The sequence below is a fragment of the Streptomyces sp. NPDC044002 genome (assembly GCF_056434525.1).
In genome coordinates this window covers 1-19,793 of sequence record NZ_JBWKEZ010000106.1, presented here as the reverse complement: position 1 = coordinate 19,793, position 19,793 = coordinate 1, and the positions used below count along the sequence as shown (strand labels likewise).

Annotated in this window: 17 protein-coding genes; 12 read left to right on the top strand and 5 right to left on the bottom strand. The window is 71.5% G+C overall.

Annotated elements, in window-relative coordinates; genetic code table 11:
• Window positions 1-245: 245 nt before the first annotated feature.
• The gene (locus AC07A6_RS39440) at window positions 246-815 is read right to left on the bottom strand and encodes a HEAT repeat domain-containing protein (protein ID WP_362472349.1); all 570 of its coding nucleotides are present in this window, start codon (window positions 813-815) and stop codon (window positions 246-248) included.
• A 386-nt stretch (window positions 816-1,201) separates the two neighbouring features.
• Between AC07A6_RS39440 and AC07A6_RS39435 the strand changes: the two genes are divergently transcribed.
• From AC07A6_RS39435 to pssA, 9 genes are all read left to right on the top strand, one after another.
• The gene (locus AC07A6_RS39435) at window positions 1,202-3,004 is read left to right on the top strand and encodes a 3-hydroxyacyl-CoA dehydrogenase family protein (RefSeq protein WP_362472352.1); all 1,803 of its coding nucleotides are present in this window, start codon (window positions 1,202-1,204) and stop codon (window positions 3,002-3,004) included.
• A gap of 181 nt (window positions 3,005-3,185) precedes the next feature.
• Window positions 3,186-4,001, top strand: coding sequence for a TetR family transcriptional regulator (locus AC07A6_RS39430; protein WP_362472355.1), 816 nt, complete (start codon window positions 3,186-3,188; stop codon window positions 3,999-4,001).
• Window positions 4,002-4,428: 427 nt separating this feature from the next.
• Window positions 4,429-5,766 (top strand): crotonyl-CoA carboxylase/reductase, encoded by a 1,338-nt coding sequence (ccrA, locus tag AC07A6_RS39425; RefSeq protein ID WP_385769910.1) that lies wholly within the window; start codon window positions 4,429-4,431, stop codon window positions 5,764-5,766.
• Between the two features lie 31 nt (window positions 5,767-5,797).
• On the top strand, window positions 5,798-7,867 hold the full coding sequence (locus AC07A6_RS39420) for a protein meaA (RefSeq protein ID WP_478780318.1): 2,070 nt from the start codon (window positions 5,798-5,800) through the stop codon (window positions 7,865-7,867).
• A complete protein-coding gene (locus AC07A6_RS39415) occupies window positions 7,864-8,838 on the top strand; it encodes an HpcH/HpaI aldolase/citrate lyase family protein (protein ID WP_362472364.1) in 975 nt (324 codons plus the stop codon). The genes AC07A6_RS39420 and AC07A6_RS39415 overlap by 4 nt, the downstream gene beginning before the upstream one ends.
• Before the next feature lie 4 nt (window positions 8,839-8,842).
• Window positions 8,843-9,355 carry a MaoC family dehydratase gene (locus tag AC07A6_RS39410; protein WP_362472367.1) on the top strand — a complete coding sequence of 171 codons (513 nt, stop codon included), beginning with the start codon at window positions 8,843-8,845 and terminating at the stop codon, window positions 9,353-9,355.
• Window positions 9,356-9,357: 2 nt separating this feature from the next.
• Window positions 9,358-10,563: an acyl-CoA dehydrogenase family protein gene (locus AC07A6_RS39405; RefSeq protein WP_362472370.1), complete on the top strand. Its 1,206-nt coding sequence runs from the start codon at window positions 9,358-9,360 to the stop codon at window positions 10,561-10,563.
• A gap of 186 nt (window positions 10,564-10,749) precedes the next feature.
• A complete protein-coding gene (locus tag AC07A6_RS39400) occupies window positions 10,750-11,406 on the top strand; it encodes a phosphatidylserine decarboxylase (RefSeq protein ID WP_125817380.1) in 657 nt (218 codons plus the stop codon).
• The gene (gene pssA / locus AC07A6_RS39395) at window positions 11,393-12,253 is read left to right on the top strand and encodes a CDP-diacylglycerol--serine O-phosphatidyltransferase (protein WP_185911220.1); all 861 of its coding nucleotides are present in this window, start codon (window positions 11,393-11,395) and stop codon (window positions 12,251-12,253) included. The genes AC07A6_RS39400 and pssA overlap by 14 nt, the downstream gene beginning before the upstream one ends.
• Before the next feature lie 113 nt (window positions 12,254-12,366).
• Here pssA and AC07A6_RS39390 read toward each other — a convergent pair whose 3' ends face one another.
• A complete protein-coding gene (locus AC07A6_RS39390; protein WP_478780317.1) occupies window positions 12,367-13,338 on the bottom strand; it encodes a hypothetical protein in 972 nt (323 codons plus the stop codon).
• Window positions 13,339-13,522: 184 nt separating this feature from the next.
• On the opposite strand from AC07A6_RS39390, the gene AC07A6_RS39385 reads away from it, so the two are divergent.
• Window positions 13,523-15,022: an AlkA N-terminal domain-containing protein gene (locus AC07A6_RS39385; RefSeq protein WP_478780316.1), complete on the top strand. Its 1,500-nt coding sequence runs from the start codon at window positions 13,523-13,525 to the stop codon at window positions 15,020-15,022.
• Complete coding sequence (locus AC07A6_RS39380) at window positions 15,019-15,534, top strand: methylated-DNA--[protein]-cysteine S-methyltransferase (RefSeq protein ID WP_362472380.1); 516 nt, start codon at window positions 15,019-15,021, stop codon at window positions 15,532-15,534. The genes AC07A6_RS39385 and AC07A6_RS39380 overlap by 4 nt, the downstream gene beginning before the upstream one ends.
• Before the next feature lies 1 nt (window position 15,535).
• Here AC07A6_RS39380 and AC07A6_RS39375 read toward each other — a convergent pair whose 3' ends face one another.
• The 3 genes from AC07A6_RS39375 to AC07A6_RS39365 are packed head-to-tail and all read right to left on the bottom strand — an operon-like array spanning window position 15,536 to window position 18,283.
• Entirely contained in the window at window positions 15,536-15,964 is a 429-nt protein-coding gene (locus AC07A6_RS39375) for a hypothetical protein (RefSeq protein WP_042802173.1), read from the bottom strand.
• Between the two features lie 46 nt (window positions 15,965-16,010).
• The gene (locus AC07A6_RS39370) at window positions 16,011-16,511 is read right to left on the bottom strand and encodes an NUDIX hydrolase (RefSeq protein ID WP_362472384.1); all 501 of its coding nucleotides are present in this window, start codon (window positions 16,509-16,511) and stop codon (window positions 16,011-16,013) included.
• Window positions 16,512-16,570: 59 nt separating this feature from the next.
• Entirely contained in the window at window positions 16,571-18,283 is a 1,713-nt protein-coding gene (locus tag AC07A6_RS39365; RefSeq protein WP_478780315.1) for a BCCT family transporter, read from the bottom strand.
• A gap of 142 nt (window positions 18,284-18,425) precedes the next feature.
• Here AC07A6_RS39365 and AC07A6_RS39360 point away from each other — a divergent pair, with 142 nt between their 5' ends.
• Window positions 18,426-19,574: a glycerate kinase gene (locus AC07A6_RS39360; RefSeq protein ID WP_362472390.1), complete on the top strand. Its 1,149-nt coding sequence runs from the start codon at window positions 18,426-18,428 to the stop codon at window positions 19,572-19,574.
• Window positions 19,575-19,793: the final 219 nt, after the last annotated feature.

Below are 19,793 nucleotides of genomic sequence, written 5' to 3'. Positions count from 1 at the left end.
GGGGCTCCGCCCCTGACCCCGATACCGGGCGCTGCGCGCCCGGTGCGCTCAATCGCCGCGCGGGCTGGAATTTCGCTGCGCGAAATCCAGCCCCGCCGGCACATCTCAGCCCCGCCGGCGTTTGAGGCGCGGGGGTCTGGGGGCGGAGCCCCCAGGGGGTCCGGGGCGCAGCCCCGGGGAACGGGCGAAGGGCGGGGCGGGGAGAAGCCCGCGCAGCGGCACTCCCGCCCCCGCCCGGCCAGGGCTTACGCGTCGGGGTGCCCCGCCATCAGCCCGGCCAGGGCTTCGGTGGCGGCCAGCGCCAGCCGGGGGTGGGCCTGGGCGCGGACCAGGACGTCGCGGGCCCGGGCGTCGGCGAGGGCGCCCAGGCCTTCGACGCAGGCCAGGGCCACCCGCCAGTACGGGTCGTGCGGGGCCAGCAGCCGGGACAGGGTCTTGATCAGGGCCGGGGCCGACTCGGGTGCCCGCAGGGCGGTCAGCAGCCGGACCGGGTGCAGGGCGTAGGCCGTGCGCAGGGAGTTCGTCGCCAGGGCCGCCGCCGCGCGTGCGGTGCGCGGGTCGCCGAGGACGCCGAGCGCCTGCGCGGCGGCGGCGCAGCGGGCCGGGTCCCGGTGGTTGAGCAGCAGGACCAGCGGCTCGAAGGCCCGCCGGTCCCCGGCCATCCCGAGCCGGTACGCGGCCAGTTCGCGGGCCCACAGGGGCAGCCCGGCGGAGGTCAGGGAGGCGGCCAGGGCGTCCGGCGCCGCCGTGAGCAGTTCCGCGTACGCGGCCGAGTCGTCGGCCTCCGCCCTCAGGCGTTCCAGCACGTCGTTCACGCGGCCACCCTAGGGCCCCGTGACCCCCGGTAGGCGGCGTTCCGCGGAGCCCGCTGATCGATGATCGATGATCGGTACATTTGGGCGGTACAGGTCACATCTCCGCGCTCTGGCGGACCAGTTACCGGCCGGTTAATGTCCTTCCCAACACGTACGGACGCGGCCTGGTGACGCAGCCGCCCCGTACCAGTCGGTCCGTTCGCTCGACCGTTTCACCCGTACGGCTGGACCCCGGGACAGGGTTCCGCCGTCTCCACCCGCCGCGCCCCCATCCCTCTCCGGGCGCACCGCCGGGTCCGCTCCGCACGGCTCTTCCGTACGGCATCCGCGCGCGCCGTGCGCCGCGCGCTCCCTCAGTCGTCACCCTCTTCCACTGGAGTCCCGCGATGGACCTTCCGTCCACGTCCAGTCAGTCCTCCCTCCGCACCGTCGCCGTCGTCGGCCTCGGCACGATGGGCACCGGCATCGCCGAGGTGCTCGCCCGGGCCGGCCGCGAGGTCATCGGCATCGACGTCAGCGAGGCCGCCACCCGCCGCGCCGCCGGGGCCCTCGCGGCCGCCACGGCCCGCTCGGTGGCCAAGTACAAGCTCACCGAGCAGGAGCGCGAGGCGGTCCTGGCCCGCTTCCGCACCTTCACGGACCTCGGGGCCGCCGCCGAGGCCGACCTCGTCATCGAGGTGGTCCCGGAGGACTACGACCTCAAGCACCGGATCATCGGCGAGCTCGACGCGGTCGTCCGGCCCGACACCGTGCTGGCCACCGGCACCAACGCGCTGTCCGTGACCCGGCTCGCCGCCGAGTCGCGGCACCCCGAGCGGGTGCTGGGCATGCACTTCTTCAACCCGGCGCCGGCGATGAAGCTCGTGGAGATCGTCTCCAGCGTGCTGACCGCGCCGACGGCCGTCGCGGCGGTCACCGAGCTGGCGGTGGAGCTGGGCAAGCAGCCCGTCGCGGTCGGCGACCGGCCCGGCTTCGTCGCCGACGGCCTGCTCTTCGGCTACCTCAACCAGGCCGCCGCGATGTACGAGGCCAAGTACGCCTCCCGTGAGGACATCGACGCGGCGATGAAGCTGGGCTGCGGCCTGCCGATGGGCCCCCTCGCCCTGCTCGACCTGGTCGGCGTGGACACCGCGCGCACCGTGCTGGAGGCCATGTACGCCTCCTCGGGCGACCGGCTGCACGCCCCGGCGCCGATCCTGGGCCACCTCGTCGAGGCGGGACTGACCGGGCAGAAGGCCGGGCGCGGCTTCTACACGTACGAGGCCCCGGGCAGCCCGGTGGTCGTCCGCGACCTGCAGACCCCGCTGGACGGGTCCCTGCTGGGCGCGGGCCGTCCGGTCTCCTCGGTCGGCGTGGCCGGCTCCGGGACCATGGCGAGCGGCATCGCGCAGGTCTTCGCGCAGGCCGGCTACGACGTGGTGCTGGCCGCCCGCAGCGAGGAGAAGGCCGAGGCCGCGAAGGCCGCGATCGGGAAGTCCCTGGGCCGTGCGGTGTCCAAGGGCCGACTGACCGAGGAGGCCGCCGCGCAGACCCTGGACCGGATCACCCCGGCCGGGTCGCTGGAGGCGTTCGCGGACGTGGACCTGGCGGTCGAGGCGGTCGCCGAGGACCTGGAGGTCAAGCAGCAGCTCTTCGCGGGCCTGGACAAGGTCTGCAAGCCGGGCGCGGTGCTGGCCACCACCACCTCCTCGCTGCCGGTGATCGCGGTCGCGCGGGCCACCTCGCGTCCGCAGGACGTGATCGGCATGCACTTCTTCAACCCGGCTCCGGCCATGAAGCTGGTCGAGGTGGTCCGGACGGTCCTGACGGCCGACGACGTGCACGCCACGGTCCGCGAGGTCTGCGCCAAGGTGCGCAAGCACCCGGTGGACTGCGGGGACCGGGCCGGGTTCATCGTGAACGCGCTGCTGTTCCCGTACTTGAACAACGCCATCAAGATGGTCGAGCAGCACTACGCGGGCATCGACGACATCGACGCCGCGATGAAGCTGGGCGGCGGGTACCCGATGGGGCCCTTCGAGCTCCTCGACGTGGTCGGCCTGGACGTGTCGCTCGCCATCGAGAAGGTCCTGTACCAGGAGTTCCGCGACCCCGCCCTGGCGCCGTCCCCGCTGCTGGAGCACCTGGTGGCGGCGGGCTGCCTGGGCCGGAAGACCGGCCGCGGATTCCGTGAGTACGCCCGCCGGTAGGGGGACACCCCCTGACCCCCGGCCGGGCCCCGATCAGGATGCGTGGGGAGGGCTGCTCGGGTCCGCCGGACCCTCACGGCGGACATACCCTCCCGAGCCCAGTGCGGGCCCTCCCCCGCATCCACCCCCCTCTCACCCCCCTCCGGCGCGCGCGCCTGCGCGAATGAAGTACTTTCGCTCTATGTCCCAGCCCGCCAAGACCTCACCCCGCGCCGCGTCGGCCGCCGACTCCCAGGAGAGCGCGGCCGGCACCCGGGCGGCCGCCCAGCGGCTCAAGATGCGCCGAGAGCTCGCCGCCGCGGCGATGGAGCTCTTCGCGACCAAGGGGTACGAGGCCACGACGGTCGACGAGATCGCCGCGACCGCCGGGGTGGCGCGCCGGACCTTCTTCCGGCACTTCCGGTCCAAGGAAGAGGCGATCTTCCCGGACCACGACGACACCCTGATCCGCGCCGAGGCCGTCCTGGACGTGGCTCCGGCGCACGAGCACCCGCTCGACACGGTGTGCCGGGGGATCAAGGAAGTCATGAAGATGTACGCCGCCTCGCCGGCGGTGTCGGTGGAGCGCTACCGGCTGACCCGCGAGGTGCCGGCGCTGCGGGAGCGGGAGATCGCCTCGGTCGCCCGCTACGAGCGGCTGTTCACCCGCTACCTGCTCGCCCACTTCGACGAGACCGACCACCACGACGGCAACGACGACCCGCTGCTGGCCGAGGTGGCCGCCTCCGCGGTGGTGACCGCGCACAACCACGTGCTGCGGCGCTGGCTGCGGGCGGGGGGCCAGGGTGACGTGGAGGCGCAGCTGGACCACGCCTTCGCGATCGTCCGCAAGACCTTCGGGTCCGGCATCGGAGCCGGCCGGACGCAGGGCGTGCCGGCCGAGGCCCCGCAGGCGGCGGTGCGCACGGAGGGCGAGGTCCTGGTCGCGGTGGCGCGCACGGACGCTCCGCTCGACGAGGTCATGCGGACCATCGAAGAAGCACTCAGAAACAAATAGTCACTCTCGTCACAGCGGCCGCTCCCATTCCGGGGGCGGCCGCTTTCCTTTGTCCGAGTTGCCCCTACTCGCGGGTAACTCTGATCGATCATCGCTCATCTGCGCAGGTCAATCGGCAAGTGAGAGAAATTTTTGGCACCGAGTGCCTTGCCGAGTGACACGGGGTGCCATACGTTGAATCCCGTCCGGATGTCCCCGCGGCCCACACCCACTCGGTACGGAACGCGCCCCGGATGCCTGCGTCACCAGGCCCCGCTCCGCCCTCACCACAGGCGCGACAGCACAGCAGCACCACTGCTCCTCCCCCAGCCTTCGGCCGGGGGGGGACTCCCAGGACCCGACGGCACCTCGCAGCACCACACCACACGTAACCGCGCACCCGCGTATCCCTCAGCGCACCCTCATAGCGCTCGCCGGAGGCAATACCGTGAAGGACATCCTGGACGCGATTCAGTCGCAGTCCGCCACCGCCGCAGACTTCGCCGCACTGCCGCTCCCCGACTCGTACCGCGCGATCACCGTGCACAAGGACGAGGCGGAGATGTTCGCGGGGCTCACCACCCGCGAGAAGGACCCGCGCAAGTCCCTGCACCTGGACCAGGTCCCGGTTCCGGAACTCGGCCCGGGCGAGGCCCTGGTGGCCGTCATGGCCTCCTCGGTCAACTACAACTCGGTGTGGACCTCGATCTTCGAGCCGGTTTCCACCTTCAACTTCCTGGAGCGCTACGGGCGCCTGTCGGAGCTCACCAAGCGCCACGACCTCCCGTACCACGTCATCGGCTCCGACCTCGCGGGCGTCGTGCTGCGCACCGGCCCCGGCGTCAACTCCTGGAAGCCGGGCGACGAGGTCGTCGCGCACTGCCTCTCGGTCGAGCTGGAGTCCTCGGACGGCCACAACGACACGATGCTCGACCCCGAGCAGCGCATCTGGGGCTTCGAGACCAACTTCGGCGGCCTGGCGGAGATCGCCCTCGTCAAGTCCAACCAGCTGATGCCCAAGCCCGGCCACCTCAGCTGGGAGGAGGCCGCCTCCCCCGGCCTGGTCAACTCCACCGCCTACCGCCAGCTGGTCTCCCGCAACGGCGCCGGCATGAAGCAGGGCGACAACGTCCTGATCTGGGGCGCCAGCGGCGGCCTCGGCTCCTACGCCACCCAGTTCGCCCTGGCCGGCGGCGCCAACCCGATCTGCGTCGTCTCCTCCCCGGAGAAGGCCGAGATCTGCCGGAAGATGGGCGCCACGGCCGTCATCGACCGCAACGCCGAGGGCTACAAGTTCTGGAAGGACGAGCGCACCCAGGACCCCCGCGAGTGGAAGCGCTTCGGCTCGAAGATCCGCGAGCTCACCGGCGGCGAGGACATCGACATCGTCTTCGAGCACCCGGGCCGCGAGACCTTCGGCGCCTCCGTCTACGTCACCCGCAAGGGCGGCACGATCACCACTTGCGCCTCGACCTCGGGCTACATGCACGAGTACGACAACCGCTACCTGTGGATGTCCCTCAAGAAGATCATCGGCTCGCACTTCGCGAACTACCGCGAGGCGTGGGAAGCCAACCGCCTGATCGCCAAGGGCAAGATCCACCCCACCCTCTCGAAGGTCTACTCCCTGGAGGAGACCGGCCAGGCGGCCTACGACGTCCACCGCAACCTCCACCAGGGCAAGGTCGGCGTCCTCGCCCTCGCCCCCCAGGAGGGCCTGGGCGTCCGCGACCACGAGATGCGCGCCGAGCACCTCGACGCGATCAACCGCTTCCGCAACGTCTGAGTCCGCTCAAAGGCCATAAGGAACGCCTGAGATGACAGAGCGCCAGAAGGACCGTCCGTGGCTCATGCGGACGTACGCCGGCCACTCCACGGCCGAGGCGTCCAACGAGCTGTACCGCCGCAACCTCGCCAAGGGCCAGACCGGCCTGTCGGTCGCGTTCGACCTCCCGACGCAGACCGGCTACGACCCCGACCACGTCCTCGCCCGCGGCGAGGTCGGCCGGGTCGGGGTCCCGGTCTCCCACCTCGGCGACATGCGGCGGCTGTTCCAGGACATACCCCTGGAGCAGATGAACACCTCGATGACGATCAACGCCACCGCCATGTGGCTGCTGGCGCTCTACCAGGTGGCCGCCGAGGAGCAGGGCGCGGACATCTCCCAGCTCCAGGGCACCACCCAGAACGACATCGTCAAGGAGTACCTCTCGCGCGGGACGCACGTCTTCCCGCCCGGGCCCTCGCTCCGCCTGACGACGGACATGATCGCGTACACGGTCAGCCACATCCCGAAGTGGAACCCGATCAACATCTGCAGCTACCACCTGCAGGAGGCCGGGGCCACGCCGGTCCAGGAGATCTCGTACGCGATGTCCACCGCGATCGCCGTCCTGGACTCGGTGCGCGACTCGGGCCAGGTGCCCGAGGAGCGCTTCGGCGAGGTGGTCGCCCGCATCTCCTTCTTCGTGAACGCGGGCGTCCGCTTCATCGAGGAGATGTGCAAGATGCGCGCCTTCAGCCGGATCTGGGACAAGGTCACCAAGGAGCGCTACGGCATCGAGAACGCCAAGCATCGCCGGTTCCGCTACGGCGTCCAGGTGAACTCGCTGGGCCTGACCGAGGCCCAGCCCGAGAACAACGTCCAGCGCATCGTCCTGGAGATGCTCGCGGTCACCCTCTCCAAGGACGCCCGCGCCCGCGCGGTGCAGCTGCCCGCCTGGAACGAGGCGCTGGGCCTGCCCCGGCCCTGGGACCAGCAGTGGTCGCTGCGCATCCAGCAGGTCCTGGCCCACGAGAGCGACCTGCTGGAGTACGAGGACATCTTCGCCGGCTCCCACGTCATCGAGGCCAAGGTCGACTCCCTGGTCGCCGACTGCCTGGCCGAGATCGACCGGATCCAGGAGATGGGCGGCGCGATGGCGGCCGTCGAGTCCGGTTACCTGAAGTCCCAGCTGGTCTCCTCGCACGCCGAGCGGCGCGCCCGGATCGAGGCCGGCGAGGACAAGATCGTCGGCGTGAACTGCTTCCAGCAGACCGAGGAGAACCCGCTCACCTCCGACCTCGACGGGGCCATCATGACCGTCGACCCCGCGGTGGAGGCGTTCACCGTCGAGCGGATCGCCCGCTGGCGTGCCGAGCGGCAGGAGTCCTCGGACCGGCAGGGGAACGGCGACCCGTTCGTCTTCCCGACCGCCGGGCAGGCCCTGGACCGGCTGAAGGAGGCCGCCGCCGGGACCGAGAACCTGATGGAGGCCACCCTGGAGTGCGCCCGCGCCGGTGTCACCACCGGCGAGTGGGCGAACGCCCTGCGCGAGGTCTTCGGCGAGTTCCGCGCCCCGACCGGGGTCTCCTCGGCCCCGGTCGCCGTCACCGCCGAGGAGGGCACCCCGCTGGCCCTGGTCCGCGAGAAGGTCTCCCGGACCGCCGACGAGCTGGGCTCCGGCCGGCTGCGCCTGCTGGTCGGCAAGCCCGGCCTGGACGGTCACTCCAACGGTGCCGAGCAGATCGCCGTACGGGCCCGCGACGCCGGGTTCGAGGTGGTCTACCAGGGCATCCGGCTGACTCCCGAGGAGATCTCCTCGGCAGCCCTGGCCGAGGACGTGCACTGCGTGGGACTGTCCATCCTGTCCGGTTCGCACAGCGCACTGGTCCCGGACGTCCTGGAACGACTGCGCACGGCGGGGGCGGGCGACATCCCCGTCATCGTCGGGGGCATCATTCCGAACGCCGACGCCGTCACGCTGAAGGCCGCCGGGGTGGCCGCCGTGTTCACCCCGAAGGACTTCGGCATCACGGAGATCATCGGCCGTATCGTCGACGAGATCCGCAAGGCCAACAAGCTCCACCCTCTCAACATCGCTGAAAGCACGGAGGTCCCCGCATGACCACGCCCCTCTCCCCCGTGAACCGGCTGCGTCCGCGCCGCTCCTGCCTCGCGGTCCCGGGCTCCAACCCGCGGTTCCTGGAGAAGGCCCAGGGCCTGCCCGCCGACCAGGTCTTCCTGGACCTGGAGGACGCCTGCGCCCCGCTCGCCAAGGAAGGCGCCCGCCACACCATCGTGGACGCGCTGAACAACGGCGACTGGACCGGCAAGACCCGCGTGGTCCGCGTCAACGACTGGACCACCCACTGGACCTACCGCGACGTCATCACCGTCGTCGAGGGCGCCGGCCAGAACCTCGACTGCATCATGCTGCCCAAGGTCCAGGACGCGCAGCAGGTCGTGGCCCTCGACCTCCTCCTGACCCAGATCGAGAAGACCATGGGCTTCGAGGTCGGCAAGATCGGCATCGAGGCGCAGATCGAGAACGCCAAGGGCCTGGTCAACGTCGACGAGATCGCCGCCGCCTCGCCGCGCCTGGAGACCATCATCTTCGGCCCGGCCGACTTCATGGCCTCGATCAACATGAAGTCCCTGGTCGTGGGCATGCAGCCGCCCGGCTACCCGGCGGACGCCTACCACTACATCCTGATGCGGATCCTGATGGCGGCCCGTACGCACAACCTCCAGGCCATCGACGGCCCCTTCCTCCAGATCCGCGACGTGGACGCCTACCGCGAGGTCGCCGGACGCGCCGCCGCCCTGGGCTTCGACGGCAAGTGGGTGCTGCACCCGGGCCAGGTCGACGCGGCCAACGAGGTCTTCTCGCCCTCCCAGGAGGACTACGACCACGCCGAGCTGATCCTCGACGCCTACGACTGGTGCACCTCCGAGGCGGGCGGCAAGAAGGGCTCCGCGATGCTCGGCGACGAGATGATCGACGAGGCCAGCCGCAAGATGGCCCTGGTCATCGCCGGCAAGGGCCGGGCCGCCGGCATGGAGCGCACCACCAAGTTCGAGATCCCGGAGGCGTAGGGCCATGCAGTTCGGACGCACTTACGAAGAGTTCGAGATCGGCGCGGTCTACAAGCACTGGCCCGGGAAGACGGTCACGGAGTACGACGACCACCTCTTCTGTCTGCTCACCATGAACCACCACCCGCTCCACATGGACGTGAACTACGCCGAGAACACGACCGACTTCGGCAAGAACGTGGTGGTCGGCAACTACATCTACTCGCTGCTGCTCGGCATGTCCGTGCCGGACGTCTCCGGGAAGGCCATCGCCAACCTGGAGATCGAGTCCCTGCGGCACGTGGCGCCGACCTTCCACGGCGACACGATCTACGGCGAGACCACGGTCCTGGACAAGACCCCGTCCAAGTCCAAGGACGACCGCGGCATCGTCTACGTGGAGACCAAGGGCTACAAGCAGGACGGCACCCTCGTCTGCGTCTTCCGGCGCAAGGTGATGGTCCCGACCGAGACGTACATCAAGGCGCGCGGCGGCGAGCAGCCCGGCCGGCCTCAGCTGAAGGAACAGGGGAAGTAGCCATGGCACGACTCGCCCAGACCGCCGGGCTCACGGACGTCCAGCAGGAGATCCTCAAGACCGTCCGGGAGTTCGTCGACAAGGAGATCATCCCGGTCGCGACCGAGCTGGAACACCGCGACGAGTACCCGCAGCAGATCGTCGACGGCCTCAAGGAGCTGGGCCTCTTCGGCCTGATGATCCCGGAGGAGTACGGCGGCCTGGGTGAGTCGCTGCTCACCTACGCGCTGTGCGTCGAGGAGATAGCCCGCGGCTGGATGTCCGTCTCGGGCATCATCAACACGCACTTCATCGTGGCGTACATGCTCAAGCAGCACGGCACGCAGGAGCAGAAGGACCACTTCCTCCCGCGGATGGCGCTGGGCGAGGTGCGCGGCGCGTTCTCGATGTCGGAGCCGGGGCTGGGCTCCGATGTGTCGGCCATCACGTCCAAGGCGGTGAAGGACGGCGACGAGTACGTCCTGAACGGCCAGAAGATGTGGCTGACGAACGGCGGCAGCTCCACCCTGGTCGCGGTCCTGGTCCGGAGTGACGAAGGACACCCCGAGGGCACCGCGCCCCACAAGTCGATGACCACCTTCCTCGTGGAGAAGGAGCCCGGCTTCGGGGAGGTCCGTCCGGGCCTGACCATCCCGGGCAAGATCGACAAGATGGGCTACAAGGGCGTCGACACGACCGAGCTCATCATGGACGGACTGCGCATTCCGGCCAATCGGGTCCTCGGAGGCCAGACGGGCCGAGGGTTTTACCAAATGATGGACGGCGTCGAGGTCGGCCGCGTCAACGTGGCGGCGCGTGGCTGCGGCGTCGCGCAGCGTGCTTTCGAACTGGGTGTCTCCTATGCCCAGCAACGTCACACTTTCGGCAAGGCGATCGCCGAGCACCAGGCCATCCAGTTCAAGCTGGCCGAGATGGCTACCAAGGTCGAGGCCGCCCATGCCATGATGGTGAACGCGGCACGCAAAAAGGACTCCGGGGAACGAAACGACCTCGAAGCCGGGATGGCGAAGTACCTCGCCTCCGAATACTGCAAGGAGGTCGTCGAGGATGCCTTCCGTATCCACGGCGGCTACGGGTTCTCGAAGGAGTACGAGATCGAGCGCCTTTACCGTGAAGCGCCGATGCTTCTGATCGGTGAAGGAACCGCCGAGATCCAGAAAATGATCATCGGGCGACGCCTGCTCGAGGAGTACCGACTCCAGGGCTGAATGTCCCTTTTGCGGTGGATCATCCGATGATCCACCGCAGAAGAGTCACCAGCAGTCACTGGCCGACGGCCATCGACTCGGCTTCTGGCTTGCCCAGTTGTTGCGCGCAACCGATAGCATTCCAGTAAAGCCGCCGTCCCGTCCCCCCGTTTGCGGCGCGGCAATCACCCGCTACGAAGGTCATCCATGCCCCACAGCCAAACCTCTGCACACCGCGACAGCCTCTCCGGCGTACGCCTCGCGCGCGGAGCATCGCCGTGGCTTCTGCCGACCGTCGCCACCGCGGCGCTCAGCCTCACCCGGGCCCGCAAGTCCGGACGCTGGGCCGCGGCGGCCGTGCCCGCCACCGCTCTCGCGGCGGGCATGCTGTGGTTCTTCCGCGACCCCGAGCGCGAGATCGCCCAGGGCCGCGTCATCTCGCCCGCCGACGGCGTGGTGCAGAGCATCATGCCGTGGAAGGACGGGCGCACCCGCGTCGCGATCTTCATGAGCCCGCTGAACGTCCACGTCAACCGCGCGCCCCTGGCGGGCACGGTGACGTCCGTGGAGCACATCCCCGGCGGGTTCGTCCCGGCGTTCAACAAGGAGAGCGAGAACAACGAGCGCGTTGTCTGGCACTTCGACACCGAGCTCGGCGACATCGAGATGGTTCAGATCGCCGGCGCCGTCGCGCGTCGCATCGTCCCGTACCTGCCGGCCGGAACCAAGGTGGAGCAGGGCGAACGCATCGGTCTGATCCGCTTCGGCTCCCGCGTCGACATCTACCTCCCGGAGGGCGTCGAGGTCGCGGTCGAGGTCGGTCAGGCCACCACCGCGGGGGTGACCCGAATTGACCGTGACTGACCCCGAGACTCCTGCCACCGGCTGGGTTCCCGAATCCGCCGAGGAGGAGTCCGCCGAGGACGACATGCCGCTCTCGCTGCGGCTGTCGATAGCGGACACGCTCACCCTCGGTAACGCCACGTGCGGATTCATGGCGGTGTACTTCACCACCACCGGGATCCTCATCCCGCACCTCACCGGCAGCGGCGAGTCGGGCATGGCCCGGCACAGCGCGGCGACCGCGGTGATACTGATGCTCCTCGCGGCGGTCTTCGACCTCTTCGACGGCATCGTGGCCCGCAAGCTGCGCAGCTCGCCGATGGGCGCGGAGCTGGACAACCTGTCCGACCTGATCAGCTTCGGGCTGGCGCCGGCGTACTTCGTGCTGGTCTACGGCATGGTCGCCGACGACGCGCACCAGAAGATGTCGGCGCTCGCGGCGATCGTGGTCCTGCTGGCGGTCGTGCTGCGGCTCGCGAGATTCAGCTGCGTGACGATGAAGGACGGCATGTTCCAGGGCATGCCGAGCCCCTTCGGTGCGCTGACGGTCGTCTCGATCGTGCTGCTGGAGCTGCCGTTCGTCCCGACGCTGCTGGCGATCATCGGGGTGGCGTGGCTCATGGTGAGCCGGGTCGAGTACCCGAAGCCGCGGGGTGTCCTCGCGGCGGCGATGCTGAGCTGGATCGTCGGGGCCATGGGCCTCCTGGCGGCCTGGGCGTTCGACGCCCCGGGCGGCCAGCTGCTGCTCCAGACCGGCTGTGCGCTCCAGATCGCCCTGGCGGCGACCATCCCGCTGTTCGCGACGACCCGTCGCGCGAACACGTTCCGCCACAACCGGCGGGAGGCGCGGGCGGCGCAGCTGCCGTAACGCTGCCGCTCGGCTCGTACGAAGAAGGGCCCCGGGTGCCATTGGCACCCGGGGCCCTTCTGTCATGCGGCCGCAGGGCCGGGCCACCGGGCCGGGGCGGGCCTGGGCCGGGATCAGGCCGTCAGGGCCTGGGCGGGGGCGGTGCGGCGGGCGCGCAGGCGCAGGAGGGCGAAGACGAGCAGGGCGGTGAGTGCCAGGCCCAGGACGAAGCCGGTGATCTGCCATGCCACGGCGTTCGGGTATGAGTACAGGAGCCAGCAGCGGTCGCGGCAGCCGCGGGTACGCTCCCGCCGGCCGGGCAGCGTGTGGAAGGCCAGCATCAGGGTGACGGCGAGCGGGGCGGCCGTCGCGCCGGTCAGCAGCCAGTACGGGACGGCGCGGAGCCCGGGCTCGTCGGCCGCCCGGGCTCCGGCGAGGTACGCCCCGGTGGCGAGCAGGGGCACGGCGAGGCCGAGGCAGGCGGCGAAGGCGTGGCCGCCGCCCGGCCAGTGCAGGGCGGCGGCACGCCACCAGTCGGCCGCGTACAGGGTGCCCAGGGTCGCGAAGGCGGCCAGGCCCAGCAGAAAGGTGGCGGCGGCCGTGCCGCCCTGTGCGCGGCGGCGGGGCCGGCGGCCGCGCGCCACCGCCGCCGCGGACTCCTCGGCCCGCCGCCGCCGGTCGGCGCGCCGCTCGGCCAGCAGCCCGGGTTGCCCGCGGAGGCCGGGCGCCACCAGCGGCCGGGGCCGGTTGAACAGGACGACCGCCGGTACGAGCACCACCGTCCCGAACGCCAATAGCCCCAGGGTGGCCACCGGGATCCCGATGTTCGCCGCGTCCCCCGGCTCCACCCCGAGCATCGGCAGCACCCCGCGCACGCCCATGCCGAGGGCGAGGACCCAGACGCCCCCGAGGACGATGGGCAGGGCCCGGTTGAGCCCCCGCCGCAGCGCCGGGCCGGCGGAGAACCACCAGGGCAGGCACCAGGACACCCAGTCCGCATTCGGCCGGCTCGCGATGCCGCCGCTCCAGTGCCGGCGCAGCAGTACGGAGGAGGCTCCCAGGAACAGGAGACAGACAACGGTCCAGATGACGGCCTCGGGTCTCACGCGCGGGTCCTTTCGGCTCGTTTCCGGGGTCGGGATGGGGCCGTTTCAGGCCACGGGCGGAATCGGTGGCCGAAATCGGTCGCCCATATTGCCATGGCTCCATCCCCGGCCCCGCCCCGGCCCACTACGCTTGATGTCGGAAAACCGCCAGCCCTCCCCAGGCTGCGACCGGGATGCTGGAGCCATGTACACCGACACCGACCGCTGCGTGCGGGCCGTGCAGTCGAAGGACGCCCGGTTCGACGGGTGGTTCTTCACCGCGGTCCGGACGACCGGCATCTACTGCCGGCCCAGTTGCCCGGCCGTGCCGCCCAAGGTCGAGAACATGAGCTTCCTGCCCAGCGCCGCCGCCTGCCAGCAGGCCGGGTACCGGGCCTGCAAGCGGTGCCGGCCCGACACCAGCCCCGGCTCCCCCGAGTGGAACGCCCGCGCCGACGCCGTCGCACGCGCGATGCGGCTGATCCAGGACGGGGTGGTGGACCGCGAGGGCGTGCCGGGGCTGGCGCTGCGGCTCGGGTATTCGACCCGGCAGGTCGAGCGGCAGCTGAACGCCGAGCTCGGCGCCGGGCCGCTGGCCCTGGCCCGGGCGCAGCGCGCCCAGACCGCCCGGCTGCTCATCGAGACCTCCGAGCTCCCGATGGGGGACGTGGCCTTCGCCGCCGGGTTCTCCTCGATCCGGAACTTCAACGAGACCGTCCGGGAGGTCTTCGCCCTCACCCCCGGCGAGCTGCGGCTGCGGGCGGGCCGGAGGGCCGGCGGGCGGGGCGAGCCGCGGATCCCGGGGACGATAAGCCTGCGGCTGCCGTACCGGGCCCCGCTCAACCCCGACAACCTCTTCGGGCACCTGGCCGCGACCGCCGTCCCCGGGGTGGAGGAGTGGCGTGACGGGGCCTACCGGCGGACGCTGCGGCTCCCGTACGGCTCCGGGGTGGTCGCGCTGACGCCCGGCCCCGACCACATCGGCTGCCGGCTCGCGCTGACCGACCTGCGGGATCTGACCATCGCCATCAGCCGCTGCCGCTGGATGCTGGACCTGGACGCCGACCCGGAGGCGGTCGACGACCAGCTGCGCACGGATCCGCTGCTGGCCCCGCTCGTGGACAAGGCCCCCGGCCGCCGGGTCCCGCGTACCGTCGACGCGGCGGAGTTCGCCGTACGGGCGGTCCTCGGGCAGCAGGTGTCCACCGCTGCGGCCCGTACGCACGCGGCCCGGCTGGTGGCCGCGTACGGGGAGCCCGTGGAGGACCCGCAGGGCGGGCTGACCCACCTGTTCCCCTCGCCCGCCGCGCTGGCCGGCGTCGACCCCGAGTCGCTGTCGATGCCGCGCAGCCGCCGCACGACCCTCACCACCCTGGTCACGGCCCTGGCGGACGGCTCGCTGCCGCTCGGCATCGACAGCGACTGGGAGGCGGCCCGCGCCCGGCTGTCCGCGCTGCCCGGCTTCGGGCCCTGGACCACCGAGGTCATCGCGATGCGGGCGCTGGGCGACCCCGATGCCTTCCTCCCGTCCGACCTGGGGGTCCGCAAGGCCGCCCGGGCGCTGGGCCTGCCGTCCACGCCCGCCGCCCTGACCGCCCGGGCGGCCGGCTGGCGGCCCTGGCGCGCGTACGCCGTCCAGTACCTGTGGGCCACCGACGACCACCCGATCAACCATCTGCCCGTAGCGCAAGGAGCACCGTCGTGAGCAGCACCGTGAGCAGCGTCAGCAACAAGATCCACACCGTCGTCGACAGCCCGTACGGGCCGCTCACCCTGGTCGCCGCCGACGGGGTGCTCTGCGGGCTGTACATGACCGGACAGCGCCACCGGCCGGCCGAGGAGTCCTTCGGCGAGCGGGTGGCGGACTCCGAGGAGCCGTTCCCCGAGGTGCGGCGGCAGCTGGCCGCGTACTTCGCCGGGGAGCTGACGGAGTTCACCGTGCCGGTGCGACTGGAGGGCACCGCGTTCCAGCGCAGCGTCTGGGAGCAGCTCGTCCGGATCCCCTACGGGCAGACGTGGTCGTACGGGCAGCTCGCGGCGGAGCTCGGCAAGCCGAGCGCCTCGCGTGCGGTCGGCCTGGCGAACGGGAAGAACCCGGTCGGCATCATCGTGCCCTGCCACCGGGTGATCGGCGCCTCGGGCTCGATGACGGGGTACGGCGGCGGCATCGAGCGCAAGGTGCGGCTGCTGGAGTTCGAGAGCGGGGCGGCCCGATAGGTCAGATCACCACGAGCGGGGCGAGCAGGGCGAAGCCGGCGCCGGCTTCGACGGCGTAGGCGTAGAGGGACGGGTGCTGGACGGGGGCGGCGAGCAGGACCACGCTGTTCTGCGTGGCGGCCGCCTTGATCCAGTCGTCGTCGGCGCCGAGCCGGCCCTGGTACCAGCCCTCGCAGGCTCCGGGGCCGGTGACGGCGAGGACGTCGTCCTCGCGGCGGTAGAAGGCCTGCCAGCCCTCGGCGGGCGCGGACCAGCCCTCGAAGTCCTCGAAGGCGGACCAGCCGCCCTCGCGTATCGCGGTGTCGAACAGCCAGATCGGCATCCCCTCTTCGGAGACCTCGCCGCCCGACTGCTCGTCGGTGGTGAAGTGGACCATGGGGAGGGCGTCGGGCCCGTCGGCCGTGCTCGGCCAGGCGTACATCGTGATCATCTGTTGATTCTGCCCTGGTCGGAGGAGTCCAAGTACGCGGGGTGGTTCAGGGGTTGACCGGCCGGCGGCCGTTCTCCAGTTCCACGGTGCCCTCGCCCGTCTCCAGGGCGCGGTACGCCTCCTGGGTGCGCAGGCCGAGCGATCCGAGGAGGTGGCCGGTGAGTTCGGCGGGCTCGACGAGCTTCCAGGAGAGCAGTTCCTCCTCCTGGAGCTTGATGGAGTCGAGCTGTGCGGCGTCGAGCACGCCGCCGTCGTAGAGGTAGGCGACGAGCGGCGGGCGGCCGGCGCCGAGGCTCCAGTCGACGGCGAGGAGCCGGCCGAGCGGGACGTCGATGCCGATCTCCTCGGCGCTCTCGCGCCGGGCGGCCGTACGGGGTGACTCGCCGCTGTCCGATTCGACCGTTCCGCCCGGCAGGGCCCAGCCCTCGCGGTAGTTGGGCTCGACGAGCAGGACCCGGCCCCGTTCGTCGCGGAAGAGGGCGGCGGCTCCGGCCAGCACCCGGGGCAGGCTCGCGATGTAGGTGGCGAAGTCATCCGTGGTGGTCACGCGGCCACCCTAACCGGCGGTACGGGCCGCCGGGCAGGGCGGGCCCGCGCGGAACCCGTTCAGGTGGCGTCGCCGTCCTCGCGGTCGCGTGCGCGGGATTCGGCGGCGCGGCGGAGCCGGGGGTGGCGGGTCTGGCCCTGCTCGGTGATGGCGTCGCCGACCATGGCCTTGACGGCGTCCCTCAGGCCGTGGAGGGCGGGGTGGCGGGCGGGTCCCGCGCCGGGGTCCTCGCGCAGTTCCTTCAGCAGCGCCCAGCACAGCAGCAGCATGACGATCACGAAGGGCAGGGCGACCAGGATGGTGGCCGTCTGCAGGGACTTCAGGCCGCCCGCGACGAGCAGGACGGCGGCCACCGCGGCCATCAGGACGCCCCAGGTGACGACGAGCCAGGTGGGCGGGTGGAGGGAGCCGCGGCTGGTGAGCGAGCCCATGACCAGGGAGGCCGAGTCGGCGCTGGTGACGAAGTACGTCATGACCAGGAGCATGGCCACCCAGGAGGTGAGGGTGCCGAGCGGGAGGGCGTCGAGCATCGCGAAGAGGGAGGCCTCGGCACCCTCCTTGACCTTGGAGGCGAGGTCGGCGGCGCCGGTGGAGTCGAGGCGGATGGCGGTGCCGCCCATGACGCAGAACCAGACGACGGTGGCGCCGCTGGGGACGAGCAGGACGCCGACGAGGAACTCGCGGATGGTGCGGCCGCGGGAGATGCGGGCGATGAAGGTGCCGACGAAGGGCGCCCAGGAGAGCCACCAGGCCCAGTAGAAGATGGTCCACGCGCCGAGCCAGGCGCTGTCGGTGAAGGCGCCGGTGCGGGAGGCCATGGGCAGCAGTTCGTGCAGGTAGCTGCCGACGCCGGCCGGGATGACGTCGAGGACGTAGACGGTCGGGCCGAGGACGAAGACGAAGAGCATCAGGGCGGCGGCGAGCACGATGTTGATGGTGCTGAGCCATTTGACCCCCTTGTGCAGTCCGGAGAAGGCGGACAGCACGAAGGCGGCGGAGAGCGAGGCGATGATGACCAGCTCGACGCCGGTGGAGTCCTCGATGCCGGTGGTGATGTTCAGGCCCTTGGAGACCTGGAGGGCGCCGAGGCCGAGGCTGGTGGCGGTGCCGAAGACGGTGGCGAAGACAGCGAGCAGGTCGACGGCCTTGCCGGGGCGGCCGTTCGCCCGTTCCTCGCCCATGAGGGGGACGAAGGCGGAGCTGAGGCGGTTGCCGCGGCCCTTGCGGAAGGTCGCGTAGGCCAGGGCTAGGCCGGCGATGCCGTAGATCGCCCAGGGGGTGAGGGTCCAGTGGAAGAACGAGTAGTCCAGGGCGGCGCGGGCGGCGGCTCCGGTGCCGGGGGCCGCTCCGCTGGCGGGGGGCGGGTTGAGGTAGTGGGTGAGCGGCTCCCCGACCCCGTAGAACATCAGGCCGATGCCCATGCCGGCGCTGAACATCATCGCGATCCACGCGAGGTTGCCGAACTCGGGCTCGGAGTCGTCGGCGCCGAGCCGGATCCGGCCGAAGCGGCTGATCGCGAGGACGACGCACATGACGAGGAAGACGTCGGCGGCGATCACGAAGAGCCAGGCGAAGTTGGCCAGCACCCAGGCCAGGGCGGCGGAGGAGGCGGTGTCGAAGGAGTCCTTGCCGAGGGCGGCCCAGCCGACGACGGCGAGCACGGCGATCACTCCGACGGTGACGACCCCGAGGTCGGGAGAGTCGTCCGGCGGGCCCCCGGACCCCGTTCCGGGGGCATCCGGACGTGCTTGTTCCAGTGATTCCGCGCTCATGGGGCCACACTATGCGGAGATATATCCCTATTTACGCGCATGGCGCGCCGCGTGTGGCCCAGGCCACTCATGGGCATAGGAGGATCCTCCGGATAAGCTCATGGTGGCGCGACTGCACTGTTCGATAGCAAGGGATAGCAAGGTGACGGACGGAGCAGTAACTGAGGCCGCGCGCGTGCTCATCGCCGCGGACAAATTCAAGGGCTCGCTCACGGCCGTTCAGGTCGCCGAGCGGGTGACGGCCGGCCTTCGCAAGGCCGTACCGGGCGTGGAGGTCGAGACCCTCCCCGTCGCGGACGGCGGCGACGGCACGGTCGCGGCCGCCGTGGCGGCCGGTTTCGAACGCCGGGAGGTACGGGTCACCGGACCCCTCGGCGACCAGGTCACGGCCGCTTTCGCCCTGCGCGACGGCACCGCCGTGGTCGAGATGGCGGAGGCCTCCGGGCTCCAGCTGCTGCCGGCGGGCACCTTCGCCCCGCTGACGGCGACCACGTACGGCTCCGGCGAGGTGCTGAAGGCCGCGCTGGACGCGGGCGCGCGCTCGATCGTCTTCGGTGTGGGCGGCAGTGCCACCACCGACGGCGGCGCGGGCATGCTGGCCGCGCTGGGCGCGGTGTTCCTGGACGCGAACGGCGAACCGGTCGGTCCGGGCGGCGGCGCGCTGGCGCAGCTGGCGTCGGCGGACCTGTCCGGGGTCGACCCCCGCTTCGCGGAGGTGGAGTTCGTCCTCGCCAGCGACGTGGACAACCCGCTGACCGGCCCGAAGGGCTGCGCGGCGGTGTACGGCCCGCAGAAGGGCGCCTCGCCCGAGGACGTGGCGACGCTCGACGCGGCGCTGGCGCACTTCGCGGTGGTGCTGGAGAAGTCGATCGGCTCGAAGGCGGCCGAGCTCGCCGCCTCCCCGGGCGCGGGCGGCGCGGGCGGCATCGGCTACGGCGCGCTGCTGCTGGGCGCGAGCTTCCGCCCCGGCATCGAGCTGATGCTCGACGTGCTCGGCTTCGCCCCGGCGCTGGAGCGGGCCACGCTGGTCATCACGGGCGAGGGCTCCCTGGACGAGCAGACCCTGCACGGCAAGGCCCCGGCCGGTGTCGCGGCGGCGGCGCGGGCGGCGGGCAAGCCGGTCGTGGCGGTGTGCGGGCGGCTGCTGCTGGGGCAGGAGGCCCTGGAGGCGGCGGGCATCCGCAAGGCGTACCCGCTGACGGACCTGGAGCCGGACCCGGCGAAGTCCATCCCGAACGCCGGTCCCCTGCTGGAGCGCGTCGCGGAGAACATCGCCGCCGAGGTCCTCTGACCCCGGCCGGCCCCGGCCCCGAGGCCCGCTACCCCTGGTGGGGTGGCGGGCCTCGCCCGTTCCCGGGCCGGTGCTTGGCCGGGGGCTGCCGCTGCGCGGGGCTGGTCCCCTACCCGCCCTTCCACCGTTCCCAGGGGCTCCGCCCCTGACCCCGTACGGGCGCTGCGCGCCCGCGCCTCAAACGCCGGCGGGGCTGTCCATAGCCTCGCCGGCGTTTGA

Coding starts and splice junctions, on each gene's coding strand:
- AC07A6_RS39415 (WP_362472364.1), top strand. CDS start 7,864: ATGACCACGCCCCTCTCCCCCGTGAACCGGCTGCGTCCGCGCCGCTCC.
- AC07A6_RS39375 (WP_042802173.1), bottom strand. CDS start 15,964: ATGATCACGATGTACGCCTGGCCGAGCACGGCCGACGGGCCCGACGCC.
- AC07A6_RS39430 (WP_362472355.1), top strand. CDS start 3,186: ATGTCCCAGCCCGCCAAGACCTCACCCCGCGCCGCGTCGGCCGCCGAC.
- AC07A6_RS39420 (WP_478780318.1), top strand. CDS start 5,798: ATGACAGAGCGCCAGAAGGACCGTCCGTGGCTCATGCGGACGTACGCC.
- AC07A6_RS39435 (WP_362472352.1), top strand. CDS start 1,202: ATGGACCTTCCGTCCACGTCCAGTCAGTCCTCCCTCCGCACCGTCGCC.
- AC07A6_RS39405 (WP_362472370.1), top strand. CDS start 9,358: ATGGCACGACTCGCCCAGACCGCCGGGCTCACGGACGTCCAGCAGGAG.
- AC07A6_RS39400 (WP_125817380.1), top strand. CDS start 10,750: ATGCCCCACAGCCAAACCTCTGCACACCGCGACAGCCTCTCCGGCGTA.
- AC07A6_RS39385 (WP_478780316.1), top strand. CDS start 13,523: ATGTACACCGACACCGACCGCTGCGTGCGGGCCGTGCAGTCGAAGGAC.
- AC07A6_RS39365 (WP_478780315.1), bottom strand. CDS start 18,283: ATGAGCGCGGAATCACTGGAACAAGCACGTCCGGATGCCCCCGGAACG.
- AC07A6_RS39410 (WP_362472367.1), top strand. CDS start 8,843: ATGCAGTTCGGACGCACTTACGAAGAGTTCGAGATCGGCGCGGTCTAC.